Below are 14,624 nucleotides of genomic sequence, written 5' to 3'. Positions count from 1 at the left end.
ATCTGCCTACGTGCACAACCGGATGCGCCGGATGTGATTCGCCTTCGGAACGGACCTGCTGATGACCGATCTGCCGCATCCCTTTCGAAAGCGCCGCTGACGTCGATGCCGGACATCACCACCATCGCCGCGTGCAGCACGGCGCTCGGTGCGATCATGTGCATCGCGATCCTGTTGTCCTGGTTCAAGGACGGTCGCCCGACACAGCGGCGCTGGCAATTCGCCCCTTTCGGCATCGCAGTACCGGCCGGTGTCCTGCTGACATACCCGGAAATCCTGCCGGGACCGCTTGGTCTCAGGCTCGGCTGGTTCGCACTGACCGTGGTATACGGCTCTGCCTGGTTGGCGGCGCGGGTGACGGCGGGGCGCAAGCCTCGCCCCTTATTGATGCTGCTTCCGTGCGTGGTCGTGCTGCTGTTCTCGGCGACTATCGGCGCCGACGATGCGATGTCGGAACTGCGGATGCTGCCGCGCGTGCTGCTCTTTGCGCTGTTCGACGGGCTGGCCGCGCGCGAATTCATGCGGATACGCCACCCGCAGTTGCAATCGGCAACGACGCTCTACTGGATCTTCGCGGCTTTCTGCGTGTTCGAACTGCTGCGCACGCCGTTCTCGCTCTCACTCCCCGCACCATTCGGGCCGAAGGAAACGCAAGTCTGGTCGATCGCGCTGTTCAACTTCCTGATCGTGCTGCAAGGCCTGCTGCTCGGCGTGTTCCTGACGGCGCTAGGGCGTGAGCAGCTTGCGGCTCAACACTATCGCCTTGCCTCGATCGATCCGCTGACCGGGATCGGCAATCGCCGCGCGCTGGACGATCGCATGGAGGCGCTTGCCCGCGCGCCTCGGGCAGAAGGATGCACCGCCGTCGCAGTGCTCGACATCGACCACTTCAAGGCGATCAATGACGAGCTCGGCCACGGTTTCGGCGACATGGTGATCGTCGGCGCCGCCATGGTCGCGCGCGAGACGCTTGGCGCCGGGAACGTGTTCCGTGTCGGCGGCGAGGAGTTCGCCGCCATCATCCAGGCCCGCACGTCAGTGGCGATCATGGACTGCGCCGAAACGATGCGGATCGCCTTCGAGGCGCGCAGCCATGTCAGCGGAGGCGAGACGCGCCGCTGCACGATCAGCGTAGGCGTGGCCATGCTCGAACCCGGCGACGATCATGCGGCACGTTTCACCGCTGCCGACGAAGCGCTCTACGCGGCCAAGCGCCTCGGCCGCAACCAGACGGTCATGGCCGAGCCGGGTGGACGCAAGGACACGGCCCCGATCGACTTTCGCGCGGGCGCCGAACGCCGGGCCTCCGCCTAGCGTGCCGTCAGCGGATCGCGGCCCACGCGCGCCTCGCCATCAGCGGCGAAGTCCATGATCTCGTCCCGGGCCGGATCGTAGCGCGGCCAGTTCGGACGCTTGCCGCCGTTGGGATCTCCCGTCGTCGCGAAAGCGACGAGCGCATCGCTGATCGTGTTCCCCATGGCATCGTCGCGGGCAGTCGTGACATCGCCATACTTGATCGCCTGGGTATCGAAGAAGAACGGTATGTCGGTCGCGTGCCCCGCTCCCGTCTTTCCCACCGAGGAGGCGACATAGGAGAAGCGATAGGCAAAGACCGGCACGCCCGCCCGGGAGAGCTTGCGCGCGACATCGCGGGCGCCCTTGATCATGAACCCGTCCGGACCGCCCATGTCGGCGCTGGTGGCGCCGATCATGACCGGAACCCTGGTGAACTTGCCGGCGGCATAAGCCTTGGCCACGTCGACCACGATGCGCCCGTCGACGAAAGGCGAGGAGAACGGCGGGCGCTTCTCCGCGAACAGCGCCTCGAGATTGAGGCCATCGACCACCTGCTCCGCCGGCAGCGCGCGCAGCTTCACGAGCGCCTGGGGATCATCCTCGGCGATACCCCTGGTCGCGGCGAAGGCAGTCCCGGTCTTCTCGGCTTCGGCCAGGCCGCCCGCACCGAGCGCCGTGCCGTCCCCGCCGGACATGACGACGGCCCTTGCGAACAGGCCCTGCGTCATCGGTGACGTCATCAGCATATGCACCGACATGCCGCCCGCACTTTCGCCGACGAGCGTAACGTTGCCAGGATCGCCACCAAAGGCCGCGATGTTGTCATGCACCCACTTGAGCGCCGCCACCTGATCGAGCGTGCCGTAATTGCCCAGCAATCCCCCGTCCGCATCCGCCTTGCTCAATTGCGGATGGGCGAAAGTGCCGAAGCGGCCGACGCGGTAGTTGAAGCTCACTACCATGACGCCTTTTCGCGCCAGTTCCGCGCCCGAGTAGGTAGGCGGCGAGGAACCACCGTTCACGAAACCGCCGCCGTAGATCCAGAACACCACCGGCAGCTTGGCCTTGGCGCCTTCCGGCTTCCAGACGTTGAGATAGAGGCAATCCTCGGCCGGCGGCGTGCCCAGCGGCGCGGCGTCGCTGGGGAACGGCTTCTGCATGCAGTCGTGACCATAAGCGGTCGCCGGCCTCACTCCGGTCCACGCAGCGGCAGGCTGCGGCGCGCGCCAGCGCAGATCGCCCACCGGCGGCGCGGCGAAGGGGATGCCCTTCCAGCTGACCACGCCCCTGGTCACATCTCCCCGGACCTCGCCGCTGCGCGTGACAGCCACGGGATCGGCTACGGCAACCTGCGAACAGGCGGTGGCAGCCAGGAGAACGGCCGGCAAGATCGGCAAACTGCGCAGCATCGGGAAACCTTCCATGACAGCGAGACGGGCAAGTGATCGCCGCCGCAAGCAGCCATGGCAAGACCGCCCTGCCGAGAATTTCGCAGGTTCCTCAGCGTGCGAGCAGCGCCGCGATATCCTTGTCGAGCGCTGCGGGCTTGTCGGTCGGCGCGTAGCGGCGCACCACCTTGCCTTCGCGGTCGATGAGGAACTTTGTGAAGTTCCACTTGATCGATTTGGAGCCCAGCAGGCCCGGCGCCTCGGCCTTGAGCCAGTCGTAAAGCGGCACCGTATCCGGCCCGTTGACGTCCACCTTGCCCATCAGCGGGAAGGAGAGGCCGAAGTTAACCTCGCAGAACGCTGCGATCTCTTCGGCATTGCCCGGCTCCTGCCCGCCGAACTGGTTGCAGGGGAAGGCGATGACCTCGAATCCCTGATCCCGATATTTGCGCCAGAGTTCTTCCAACCCCTTGTATTGCGGAGTGAAGCCGCACTTGCTTGCGGTGTTGACCACCAGCACCACCTTGCCCAGCCGGTTGGCGAGGCTGGCTGTCTCGCCATTGGGCAAGGTCGCGGTAAAATCCGCGATGGTGCGGGGATCTTTACGCATCGATGGGCCTCACGAAGCCGGGAAATCCGCGCGGCGGGAAAGATGGCGGATTTCACCAATACGCATCGTGTGGTCGCCGTCCTTCTCGATCGCGTAGTCGTCCTGCTTCGCTTCGGGCAGTCCCATCACGAAGGCGACCAGTTCCGCCACGGTGCCCCGCCGGATCGTCTTGAAGTTGTGGAACAGCCCGCCGCCGTCCTCGCACTTGTGCAGTTCGGCCGTGTCGTCCCAGCCGAAGCTGCGGGGCGGAGTGCTGCCGGCTGCGATGGTGGACGGGATGTCGCTCATTGGCGGGTTCCTTTCTTGTTTTCCAACCAGACATCAAGGATGTGGAGATTGAAAAACGCGACTTCAACGGCGGTTCCTTACTTGTGTTAAGTAAGGATACCGTCATGAAGCCGAACCACCCGGTCCATCATCGCCGCGAGCCGCTCGTTATGCGTGGCGACGAGAGCGGCGCTCCCCTCCCCGCGCACCAGAGCGAGGAACTGGGCGAAGACCTTGTCCGCCGTCGCCTCGTCGAGATTGCCGGTGGGCTCGTCCGCCAGCACCATGTGCGGGCGGTTGGCCAGGGCGCGGGCCACGGCGACGCGCTGCTGCTCGCCGCCCGAGAGCTTGCTCGGGCGATGCTCCAGCCTTGCTCCGAGACCCAGCGCAGTGAGCAGTTCGGTTGCTCGCGCATCGCACTCGGCGCGCGGCTTTCCGGTGATCAGCTGGGGCAGCACGACGTTCTCGATCGCGTTGAAATCGGGCAGCAGGTGATGGAACTGGTAGACGAAACCGATGTGATCGCGCCGCACCGCCGCGCGCTGGTCCTTGCCCAGCTTGCTGGCGTCGATCCCGGCGATCTCGATCTTGCCGCCGAAGCCGCCTTCCAGCAGGCCGATCGCCTGCAGCATCGTCGACTTGCCCGAGCCCGAAGGGCCGAGCAGCGCGACGATCTCTCCGGGACGGACCTGCAGGTTGACGCCGCGCAGGACGTCGATCTTCACCCCGCCCTGCTCGAAGCTGCGGGTCACGTCGGTCAGGCGGACGACAGGGTCAACGATATCATTCATAGCGCAGCACCTGCACGGGATCGGTGCTCGCCGCCTTGTAGGCGGGGTAGAGCGTGGCAAGGAAGCTGAACACCAGCGCCATGATGCAGATCGTGGCGATCTCCACCGGGTCGGAGCGCGCGGGCAGCTCGGTCAGGAAGCGGATCGAGGGGTCCCACAGGTTCTGTCCCGTCAGGATCTCCACCAGATGCACGATCGGCTGGCGGAAGTAGAGGAAGATGAAACCGATGATCACGCCCGCCACGGTGCCCATCGCGCCGATGCAGAAGCCCGCCGTGACGAAGACCTTGAGCAGCGAGTGGCGCGTGGCGCCCATCGTGCGCAGAATCGCGATGTCGCGGGTCTTGGCGCGCACCAGCATGATCAGCGAGGACAGGATGTTGAAAACCGCCACCAGCACGATGATCGAGAGGATCACGAACATCGCTACCCGCTCCACCGCCAGCGCCTCGAACAGCGAGGCGTTGATGGTGCGCCAGTCGGTGACGACGGCGCGGCCCGAGAGCTGGCGTGTCAGCGGCGCGAGGATCTCGCCCACCCGGTCCGGGTTGTTGGTGGTGACCTCGATCATGCCGATCTGGTCGCCGGTCAGCAGCAGCGTCTGCGCGTCCTTCATCGGCATGACCACGAAGGCGTTGTCGTAGTCGTAGACGCCGATCTCGAAGATCGCGGCAATGCGGTAGGCGATCTGGCGCGGCACCGTGCCGAAGGGCGTCGAGCGGCCCGCCGGGTTGATGATGGTGATCACGTCGCCCACTTGCGCGCCGAGGTTCTGCGCCAGCTGCTTGCCGATCGCGACGTTGTCGGACCCGGTCCTGAGTTCGGGGAGATTGCCCGCCTTCACCTTGTCGGCGAGGCGGTTGATGTCCTCGCCGGTGTTGCCGCGCACCAGGATCGCCTCGACGCGGCCGTTGAAGCTGGCCAGCAGCGGCTGCTCGATCAGCGGCGAGGCGCGGGTGACGCCGGGCGTCTTGCGCACGTCCTCCAGCACGCTCTGCCAGTTGTCGAGGCGGCCGCCGTAGGCCTGGATGATGGCGTGGCCGTTGAGGTTGACGATCTTGTCGAACAGCTCGGCGCGGAAACCGTTCATCACGCTCATGACGATGACCAGCGCGGCGACGCCGAGCATGACCGCGACGAGGCTGATGCCGGCGACGAGAGCGATGAAGCGCTCGCCTTTTCCGGGCAGCATGTAGCGCTTGGCGATCGTCCATTCGAAGGGGGAAAGGATCAAGCGAGGGGGTCCGTCTTGAAAAGGTGGGGAGGCATTAGGATGCGCGGGCGGTGCTGGCAAGCTGCGGGCGAGGCGATGGTTCCCGAGGGGTTGGTGCGAATGCGGGAGGTTTGCGCAGGTTTACACTGTCTGATGGGTGAACCGTTGGTGTCCGATCGCTGGTGAAGAGCGGATTTGCGTGGTTGTTGAGCGCAGCGCGGGGTGACGGGTGTGACCTTACGAATGCGATGTGTCACCTTGTGGGGCGGAGGTGTCACCTTGTGGTGTAAACGTGTGCTGCCGGGAGTGAACGGGCTGGCCATGAACGCAGGGTATGGGATTGCAGGTGCTGTAGGAAAGTGGCGCTGCCTGGAAGCGCCTCAAAGTCGTCGTCCAAACATCATCGTCATCCCAGCGAAGGCTGGGACCGCTCTCGTCATCACACTGCTTCTCGGCGAGGCCGGGATGAAGTTCGCACTGCCCTGCCGACAGGGCACATCATGGTCACAACGGTCCCAGCCTTCGCTGGGATGACGGTCCGTTTCTGAAACAGCAACTTCCCACCCCCACCCGTCATCTTCCCGTCACCAAACGGGCGCAGGAACCACCGCCCTCAACGGCCTGTCCCTTCCCCCTTGCTTTTCGACGCGATCGCAGCCAAATGCGCGTCGCGTTGAGACGCGCCAGGCGGGCTGGAAAAACACCATGAACATGACTCACCCCTTCCTTGATGCCGACGGGGACAAACTGCGCGAAGAGTGCGGGATTTTCGGCGTTATCGGGGCTAAGGAAGCTGCGGCCATCACTGCAGCAGGACTCCATTCGCTCCAGCATCGCGGGCAGGAGGCGGTGGGCATCACCAGCTTCTCCGGCGCGGAGTTCCACTCGCACCGCGGCATCGGCCATGTGGCTCAGGTGTTCCGCCAGAAGGAAGTGGACACCCTGCCCGGCTCGATGGCCTCGGGCCACGTGCGCTACGCCACCACCGGCGGCTCGGGCCTGCGCAACGTCCAGCCGCTGTTCGCGGACCTTGCCGACGGCGGCTTCTCGATCGCCCACAACGGCAACATCTCGAACGCGATGACGCTCAAGCGCGATCTCGTTTCCAAGGGCTCGATCTTCCAGTCGACCTCCGACACCGAGGTGATCATCCACCTCGTCGCCACCAGCCGCTATCCCACGCTGCTCGACCGCTTCGTCGATGCCCTGCGCATGGTGGAAGGCGCCTACTCGCTGATCTGCATGAACAACGACGGCATGATCGCCTGCCGCGATCCGCTGGGCATCCGCCCGCTGGTGATGGGCCGTATCGGCGACGCCATCGTCTTCGCCTCCGAAACCGTCGCGCTCGACATCGTCGGCGCCGAGTTCATCCGCTCGATCGAGCCGGGCGAGATGGTGCAGGTCGATCACAAGGGCATCATCTCCAGCCACCGCCCCTTCGGCAACCCGGCCCCGCGCCCGTGCATCTTCGAGCACGTCTACTTCTCGCGCCCCGATTCGGTGATGGACGGCCTCTCGGTCTACCAGGTGCGCAAGCAGATCGGCGTCGAACTGGCCAAGGAATCCTTCGCCGACGCCGACGTGGTGATCCCGGTGCCCGACAGCGGCGTCCCCGCCGCGATCGGCTATGCGCAGGAATCGGGCATCCCGTTCGAACTGGGCATCATCCGCTCGCACTACGTGGGCCGCACCTTCATCCAGCCCGGTGACGCCGCCCGCCACGCCGACGTGAAGCGCAAGCACAACGCCAACCGCGCCGTCGTCGAAGGCAAGCGTATCATTCTCATCGACGATTCGATCGTGCGCGGCACGACGTCGAAGAAGATCGTCGAGATGATGCGCGACGCGGGCGCTGCCGAAGTGCACATGCGCATCGCCAGCCCGCCGACCGAGCACTCGTGCTTCTACGGCGTCGATACGCCCGAACGCTCCAAGCTGCTCGCCGCGACGATGGACACCGAGGCCATGGCCGACTTCATCAAGGCCGACAGCCTCGCCTTCGTCTCGATCGACGGTCTCTACCGCGCGGTCGGCGAAACCGAGCGCAACAAGAAGTGCCCGCAGTTCTGCGATGCCTGTTTCTCGGGCGAATACCCGACCAAGCTGACCGACTTCTCGGACCGCTTCCCGGAACTCGACGCGGCGTGACCTTCAAGGACCAGGTCGCACTCGTCACCGGCGCCAGCCGGGGCATCGGCGAAGCCACCGCCGTCGCGCTGGCGGCCGAGGGCGCGCACGTCGTCCTGACCGGGCGCGACACCAAGGCGCTAGAGCGCGTCGAGGAGCGCATCTACGAGGCAGGCGGATCGGCGACGATCGCCCCCGTCGACCTCGTCGAGCCCGACGGCATCGCCCGTCTTGCCAGCGCCATACAGGACCGCTGGGGCCGGCTCGACATGCTGATGATCAACGCCGCGATCCTGCCCGAACTCACCAGCGTCGCCGACATCGACCAGCGCGCCTTCAACAAGGCGCTGACCACCAATGTCCTCTCGACGCAGGCGCTGATCGCCAACTTCGATCCGCTGCTGAAGAAGAGCCCGAACGCGCGCGTGGTCGGCCTGACCACCACTGTCGCGCAGGCGCCGCGCGCCTACTGGGGGGCCTACGGCGCCACCAAGGCCGCGTTCGAGGTGCTGCTGGACTGCTACGCGCAGGAAACCGCCAGGACCTCGAACATCCGCGTCGCCATCGTCAACCCCGGCGCCACCCGCACCGCCATGCGCGCACGGGCCTATCCGGGCGAGGCTCCGGCCTCGGTCAAGCCGCCCGAAGTCGTGGCGGATCGCCTCACGGCACTGCTGGGCGAGGCTTTCGCGACGGGCCACCGGGAAACCGTTAACCAGCCGCAATAACCGGATCGTAACCCCAAACTGGGACACCTCACGCAAGAATGGCGTTGTAGACACGTCGTAATTTGCGCGAGGTCGCCCATGGATCACACCCAGCAGGAACGCTACGCCGCCGCCGCGCAGGAAGATCGCAGCGCCCATCGCAGCCGCATTTCGATCCCTGCCACGCTGCGCCCCTCCGGCTCCAAGAGCTTCCAGACTGCGGTGCGCGACCTTTCGCTTTCCGGCTTTTCGGCCACGGCCATGAGCCATATCGCGCCGCGCACGATGTGCTGGCTGACGCTGCCCGGCCGGGAAGAGGCGCTTCCCGCAAAAGTGGTGTGGTGGGACAACGGGCTGGTCGGCTGCGCCTTCGAGCAGTTGCTGGAGCCGCACGAACTGGATGCGGTCATGACGCGCTGGAACCGCGACCGGCGCTAACCGTCATCCCAGCGAAGGCTGGGATCGCTCTCGGCGCATCACGAGATTTCGTCGAGGCTCCGCTGAAATCGGCAGCGCCCTTTCAATGAGACGCATCATGGTCATAGCGGTCCCAGCCTTCGCTGGGATGACGGGCTTTTGATCTCGACGATCGGTTCTCAATCGAGCGTCTTCACCAGCGTCACTTGCGCCACATCGATCCCGCCGCCGAGGAACCCGCCCTCGCAATACATCAGATAAAACCGCCAGAGCCGCACGAATCGCTCGTCGAAACCCGAGGGCAAACGCCCTTCCTCCACCGCGAGGTCGAAGTTCGCCCGCCATTCGCGCAAGGTCCGTGCATAGTCCGCCCCGAAACCGACGCGATCCTCCCAGGCGAGCCCCCGCTCCTCGGCCAGCGCGCGGAACTCGCTTTCGCGAATCAGCATGCCGCCGGGGAAGATGAAGGTCTGGATGAAATCGGCGCTGCGGGCATAGCCGTCGAAGATCGCATCGGGCATCGAGATCAGCTGCAGCGCCGCCAGACCGCCCGGCTTCAGGTTACGCGCGATGCAGTCGAGGAAATCCGGCCAGTAGGCCTGACCCACCGCCTCGACCATCTCCACGGACATGATCGCGTCGTACTGGCCGGAGACGTCGCGATAGTCCTGCTTGCGGAAATCGACGCTGCCGCGCCCGTCGCTGCGCTCGAAAGTCCAGCGCTCGCGCGCATAGACTAGCTGCTGGTCAGAGAGGCTGATCGCATCGACGTGCACCTCGGCATGGCTGGCGACAAAGGCCGCAAGCGTGCCCCAGCCGCAGCCGATCTCCAGCACGCGGTCGCCCGGTTCCAGCTCCAGCCTCTCGACGATGGCGCCTGCCTTGGCCGACTGCGCGACGTCAAGCTCGGTCACGAACTGCGCATAGGGGTTCGGCCCGGAAGCGACCTCGGAATAGAGCGCGCTCGAATAGAGCATCGTCTCTCCCAGCCACTGCCCGTAGAAGTCGTTCCCGAGGTCGTAGTGCGCGTGGATGTTCTTGAGCGAACCCTTGCGCGTATTGCGATGCAGCGCGTGGATCGCGCGGGTCAGCAGCCGCCACGGGCCATGCGCGCGGCCGGTGTCGCCCAGCGCCATGGCGTTGTCCATGAACAGCGCGAAGAGCGGCACCGGGTCCGGGCTGTCCCACTCGCCGAGGTCCCAGGCCTGATACCAGCCGACCGAGCCCGCCGTCGCCAGCCGCAGCAGCGCGCGCCAGCTGGTGATCTCCACCACGGCGTCGAAGCCGGGCTGGCGGCCGCCGAGCAACCGGGTCTCTCCGCCGGGCAGCGTCGCCATGATCGAGCCGCGCTCCAGCCCCCGGTCGATACGGTCGAGGATCCGGTGCACCCCGCCCGACCACAGCCGTGCGAGCAACTGGGAGCCGACGCCGATCGCGCGTCCTCCCCCCACAAGTTCCCCACCTCTGCCCGGCGCCTGTGCGTTCATGGGCGCGATGATGGACTCGATTTTGCGCTTGGGCAATTGCTCAGGATGTGGAGCCGATTGCCCGAGGTCGTCGTCCGGGACCTGCACCGGCCTTCAGGCAAGGGCCTCGCCTCGCCCCATCCGTACAAACGGCCACCGCTCCCGGATCAGGTCCCGGGCCGACGTCTCTCTACCCACCCTTTGCCTGCTGCCACGCCGAAAGCGCCCGCTCGCGCGCGTCGCGGTGCTCGATCAGCCTGTCCGGATAGCCCTTTGGCCGCTTGCCTGCAGGCGGATCGTGGATGTCCGCACCCGACAGGTCAGCCAGTTCCGGCACCCATTCGCGGATATAGGCTGCGGCATCGAACTTATCCGATTGCGTCAATGGCGCCATGATCCGCACGAACATGTTGGCGTCCACGCCCGAGCCCGCCGTCCACTGCCAGTTGATCGCGTTGTTGCCATAGTCGGCATCGACCAGCGTGTCCCAGAACCACTGCTCACCTTCGCGCCAGTCGATGAGGAGATGTTTTACGAGGAAGCTTGCCGCGATCATCCGCACGCGGTTGTGCATCCAGCCCGTGTGCCACAACTGGCGCATCCCGGCATCGACGATGGGATAGCCGGTGCGCCCCTGCTGCCACGCCGCGAGGTCGCGCGTGCTGCGCCGCCACGGAAAATCACCGAAGGGGTCGCGCGCATAGCGGCTGCCATAGTCCGGGTACTGCAGGATCACGTTCTGCGCATAGTCGCGCCAGCCCAGTTCGCCCAGGAACGTGCCGACCGAACCGCCCGCTCCCTCCACTGCGTGCCAGACCTGCGCCGGGGACACCTCGCCGAAGTGCAGGTGCGGCGAAAGCATCGAGGTTCCCTCGACGCCCGGCAGGTTGCGCTGCCTCTCATATGCGGCGGCTTCCTCGACGAAAGTATGCAGGCGCTTTCGGGCGCCCTCCTCGCCGGGCTTCCAGGTGGCGCGCATGCCGCCTGCCCAGTCGGGTCTCGTGGGCAGCAGGTTCCAGTCGGCCAGCGAATCGGACGTCGGCCACTTCGTCGGCGCAGGAATTGCCTGCGGTCGTCGCTCGGGGTGATGAGGCGGCATGCGTTCGCGCAGCGCCCGCCAGAACGGCGTGTAGATCTTGTAGAGCCCACCCGTCCCCGTCGTAACCGAGCCCGGCGGGGCAAGGTAGTTGCCGTGATGGAGGCACAGCGTCAGCACTTTGCCACCCGTCTTGCTGACTGCCTTCTCGGCATTGCGCCACCACGGTTCGTAGTGATGCAGGGCATGGACTTCACGCGCGCCGGTCTCCTCGGCCAGCTGCGCCAGCACCTCGTCGCTTTTCCCGCGCCGAAGGATCAGGCGTGATCCCTTGTCGCGCAGGGCCGCGTCGAGGCTCTCGAGCGAATGGTGCAGCCACCAGCGAGAGGCCGCACCCATGGCGCGATGCTTCGGCGTCTCGTCGTCGCAGACGTAGACGGGGATCACGGGGCCTTTGCGCGCGGCTTCGGCGATGGCAGGTTGGTCGGACAGGCGCAGGTCGCGCCGCAGCCAGACGATGACAGGAGAACTCATGAGCGGGGCAACGTCCTTCGGCAAGCGGCGTTCCCTAGCGCGATGACGGCTCCGACGCACTCCCCCCATCTCGTGCCTCTTCTTGCGCCCCGTCTGGCGATGTTATGTGCCGCTGTGTGCTGGTCAGGTGTTGCTGTGGTCGCCCTGGCCGTGCACGGCGGATATGCCGACGCACTCGACAGCACGGGGCTGCTTTTCTGGCGCGATGCCACTCTGCGCCCATGGGGATCGCCCGCACTGCTGGAGGCCGTGCGCGACGTCACGGCGCTGGGCGGGGTGCTCCTGCGCAACTTCTTCGCCATCGCGGCGATGATCGCGCTGCTGTTCCTGCGACGGCGGCGAGAGGCCCTGTTCTTCGCGCTGACCGTCATGAGCGGCTGGCTGGTCAACAGCGCTCTCAAGGCCCTCGTCGGCCGCGCAAGGCCCGGGATCGTCCCGCATCTCACCGAAGCGGGTGGCAACAGCTTCCCGAGCGGCCACAGCTTCAACGCCGCGGTGGTCTACATCGCGATGGCGCTGGCCTTTGCCGCTATGAGCAGCCGTCCCGCGGTCCGCCGCACGCTGGTGAGCACGGCGATCGGGGGGAGCCTTGCGATCGCATGGAGCCGGGTGTGGCTGGGCGTCCACTGGCCGAGCGACGTCATCGCGGGATGGCTCGGCGGTGCCGGCTGGGCCTTCCTTGCCTGCGCCCTGTTCCAGCGTCCCGCTGCATTGGCAGCCGAGGCGATCAGCGGGACGGACAGCCCGGAGCCGTGACCGGAACGCGCGCCGAAACATTGAAGTTGCGGCTGAGACGCGGCCCGGTGAAGCGCGCGTCGCCGAATGTCACCACGGCGCTGCAGGCCTGCCGCTCCATCCGAGCCATGGGCAGTTGCGCCCATGCGAGGAACTTGACCACTTCCGGCGTGGCTGTGGCGGCTTTCAGCGCCAGCGGGTCGGCCATGCTGTCCGGCACCGAGGGCTGGGAGGAAACCAGCCCGGACAGGCTGCGCAGGGGATCGTAGCTCCCGTAGGAAATACGCCCGTCCTGCCGCCAGATCATGTCGCGCCGCCAGAACAGCAGCGGCTCGGGGGAGGCGAAAATGCGGTCGGGGCGAAAGGCTGAATCCTGCTGACGGGGGGCATCCCACGCCAGCGCGGATATGCCGATGTTAAGGGCGATAAAGCCGATCACCCCGCCCAGCGCCGCGATCGCCGGTCTGCCGGATCTGCGGCGACGTGCCAGCCAAAGCCCTGTGCCCATGATCGCCAGCAGCCAGGGGGACACGATGAACAGGCTATCGGTATGGAACCACCGCTCGCTGGTCGGCGAGAGAAGCTGCACGGCATAGACGTTCTGCAGGTCGAGCAGCGGATGGGTCAGCGCGCCAAGATAGGACAGCGCCAGAAGCCAGCCGAACCGCATCGGCAACCCACTGCGAAACCGCGCCCCGCGCGTCCTTTGCCATCGGTCGAGCAGCCACAGCAGCCCCGCCAGCAGCGGCGGCATCAGCAACACGCCGCCGACGATGCCATGCGTGAACCCCCGATGCATCGCCAGCGGCGCCCAGGGAGCCCAGCCGAAGAAAACGTCGATGTCCGGCATGTTCGCGGCGAGCACGCAGGCGGCCAGCCCCTTGCGCGTGCGGTGCTTGAGACCCGTCTCGGCGAGCGTCCAGCCAATCAGGCTGTGAGTCAGGTTATCCATGCATGGCAGATAGTTGCATCGCAAACCTTATCGGGATTGCAATGCGGCATTGCAAGACGTCAACTCACCGTCCAGGTCTGCCCCTTGCCCAGCAGCTTCGCCAGATCCGCGCTCCTGCCTTCCGTCAGGCTCGCCCGCTCGGCGACAACGGCGCTTTCGAAAGTCGGTGCGGGATCGTTGTAGATCACCCCAAGCGCCATCGGGAAAGGACCGAACGGCATCTCCACCAGCATATGCGCGAGGCCCCGGTTGCGCACGTTGTGAACGGCGACCCCGGCCGCCCGCCAATCGCCATCTGCCACCTCGACGACCTTCAGCGAAAGCGTATCAAGATCGAGAGACAATCCCTTGGTTTCTTTCGAAAACAACAAAGGTTCACCATCCTGGCAGACGATCTGCATGTCCGCGGCGACGGCCTTGGCGGTGAAGTCGTCGAAGCGGTCCTTGTTGTAGACGATGCAGTTCTGGAAGATCTCCAAGAAAGCCGCGCCCTTGTGCGCATAGGCGGCCTTGAGCACTTCGGGCAGGTCCTTCGACACGTCGTAGCCGCGCGCCACGAACCGCGCGCCTGCTCCCAGAGCGAAGGCGCAGGGGCTGGCCGGGCGGTCCACCGAGCCGATCGGCGAAGTCGGCGATGGCGTGCCGATCCGGCTCGTGGGCGAGTATTGCCCTTTGGTCAGCCCGTAGATCTCGTTGTTGAACAGCAGGATCTGGCAATCGAGATTACGGCGCAGGACATGCATCGTGTGATTGCCGCCAATCGACATCCCGTCCCCGTCGCCGGTGACGATCCACACGTCGAGTTCGGGATTGGCCAGCTTGATCCCCGTCGCAACCGCCGGGGCGCGGCCGTGGATCGTGTGGAAGCCATAGCTTTCGACGTAATAGGGAAAACGGCTGGAGCAGCCGATGCCCGAGACGAACACCGTATTCTTCGGATCGGCGCCGATCATCGGCAAGGTGCGCTGTACCGCCTTCAGGATCGCATAGTCGCCGCAGCCGGGGCACCAGCGTACTTCCTGGTCGGTTTCCCAGTCCTTCAGCGTGGTCTGGATCGGGGTCATGTCATTCATGATGAAGTC

The 14,624-nt window shown here is 65.9% G+C and carries 14 protein-coding genes; 5 read left to right on the top strand and 9 right to left on the bottom strand.

The window, feature by feature from the left end; genetic code table 11:
- Positions 1–105 precede the first annotated feature (105 nt).
- Entirely contained in the window at positions 106–1,314 is a 1,209-nt protein-coding gene (locus ACODRZ_RS06010; RefSeq protein WP_488969743.1) for a GGDEF domain-containing protein, read from the top strand.
- Here the strand turns inward: ACODRZ_RS06010 and ACODRZ_RS06005 are convergent.
- The 5 genes from ACODRZ_RS06005 to ACODRZ_RS05985 form a co-directional block, all read right to left on the bottom strand.
- Entirely contained in the window at positions 1,311–2,705 is a 1,395-nt protein-coding gene (locus ACODRZ_RS06005) for a carboxylesterase/lipase family protein (protein ID WP_488969744.1), read from the bottom strand. The genes ACODRZ_RS06010 and ACODRZ_RS06005 overlap by 4 nt on opposite strands.
- 91 nt (positions 2,706–2,796) lie before the next feature.
- The gene (locus ACODRZ_RS06000) at positions 2,797–3,294 is read right to left on the bottom strand and encodes a glutathione peroxidase (RefSeq protein WP_488969745.1); all 498 of its coding nucleotides are present in this window, start codon (positions 3,292–3,294) and stop codon (positions 2,797–2,799) included.
- Between the two features lie 9 nt (positions 3,295–3,303).
- Positions 3,304–3,582 carry a hypothetical protein gene (locus ACODRZ_RS05995; protein WP_008829733.1) on the bottom strand — a complete coding sequence of 93 codons (279 nt, stop codon included), beginning with the start codon at positions 3,580–3,582 and terminating at the stop codon, positions 3,304–3,306.
- Between the two features lie 86 nt (positions 3,583–3,668).
- Positions 3,669–4,352 carry an ABC transporter ATP-binding protein gene (locus tag ACODRZ_RS05990; RefSeq protein ID WP_488969746.1) on the bottom strand — a complete coding sequence of 228 codons (684 nt, stop codon included), beginning with the start codon at positions 4,350–4,352 and terminating at the stop codon, positions 3,669–3,671.
- Positions 4,345–5,586: a lipoprotein-releasing ABC transporter permease subunit gene (locus tag ACODRZ_RS05985; RefSeq protein WP_488969747.1), complete on the bottom strand. Its 1,242-nt coding sequence runs from the start codon at positions 5,584–5,586 to the stop codon at positions 4,345–4,347. Before ACODRZ_RS05985 ends, ACODRZ_RS05990 begins: the two co-directional genes overlap by 8 nt.
- A 684-nt stretch (positions 5,587–6,270) precedes the next feature.
- On the opposite strand from ACODRZ_RS05985, the gene purF reads away from it, so the two are divergent.
- The 3 genes from purF to ACODRZ_RS05970 all read left to right on the top strand — a co-directional run bounded on the left by purF (position 6,271) and on the right by ACODRZ_RS05970 (position 8,840).
- A complete protein-coding gene (purF, locus tag ACODRZ_RS05980) occupies positions 6,271–7,716 on the top strand; it encodes an amidophosphoribosyltransferase (RefSeq protein WP_488969748.1) in 1,446 nt (481 codons plus the stop codon).
- Positions 7,713–8,423, top strand: coding sequence for an SDR family NAD(P)-dependent oxidoreductase (locus ACODRZ_RS05975; protein ID WP_488969749.1), 711 nt, complete (start codon positions 7,713–7,715; stop codon positions 8,421–8,423). The genes purF and ACODRZ_RS05975 overlap by 4 nt, the downstream gene beginning before the upstream one ends.
- A 78-nt stretch (positions 8,424–8,501) precedes the next feature.
- A complete protein-coding gene (locus ACODRZ_RS05970) occupies positions 8,502–8,840 on the top strand; it encodes a PilZ domain-containing protein (protein ID WP_488969750.1) in 339 nt (112 codons plus the stop codon).
- A gap of 158 nt (positions 8,841–8,998) precedes the next feature.
- Here the strand turns inward: ACODRZ_RS05970 and ACODRZ_RS05965 are convergent, their stop codons facing one another.
- Positions 8,999–10,306 (bottom strand): class I SAM-dependent methyltransferase, encoded by a 1,308-nt coding sequence (locus ACODRZ_RS05965; RefSeq protein ID WP_488969751.1) that lies wholly within the window; start codon positions 10,304–10,306, stop codon positions 8,999–9,001.
- A 169-nt stretch (positions 10,307–10,475) separates the two neighbouring features.
- Positions 10,476–11,855 (bottom strand): cryptochrome/photolyase family protein, encoded by a 1,380-nt coding sequence (locus tag ACODRZ_RS05960; protein WP_488969752.1) that lies wholly within the window; start codon positions 11,853–11,855, stop codon positions 10,476–10,478.
- A gap of 135 nt (positions 11,856–11,990) precedes the next feature.
- Between ACODRZ_RS05960 and ACODRZ_RS05955 the strand changes: the two genes are divergently transcribed.
- A complete protein-coding gene (locus tag ACODRZ_RS05955; protein ID WP_488969753.1) occupies positions 11,991–12,611 on the top strand; it encodes a phosphatase PAP2 family protein in 621 nt (206 codons plus the stop codon).
- Here ACODRZ_RS05955 and ACODRZ_RS05950 read toward each other — a convergent pair.
- On the bottom strand, positions 12,583–13,542 hold the full coding sequence (locus ACODRZ_RS05950) for a metal-dependent hydrolase (RefSeq protein WP_488969754.1): 960 nt from the start codon (positions 13,540–13,542) through the stop codon (positions 12,583–12,585). The two genes, ACODRZ_RS05955 and ACODRZ_RS05950, sit on opposite strands and share 29 nt — an antisense overlap.
- Before the next feature lie 59 nt (positions 13,543–13,601).
- Positions 13,602–14,615, bottom strand: a complete 1,014-nt coding sequence (locus ACODRZ_RS05945; protein WP_488969755.1) for a 2-oxoacid:ferredoxin oxidoreductase subunit beta — start codon at positions 14,613–14,615, stop codon at positions 13,602–13,604.
- Positions 14,616–14,624: the final 9 nt, after the last annotated feature.

This window comes from Novosphingobium sp. FG90 (assembly GCF_057808725.1).
Note: the sequence above shows the minus strand (reverse complement) of the source record. Positions and strands in the feature narration are given on the sequence as shown.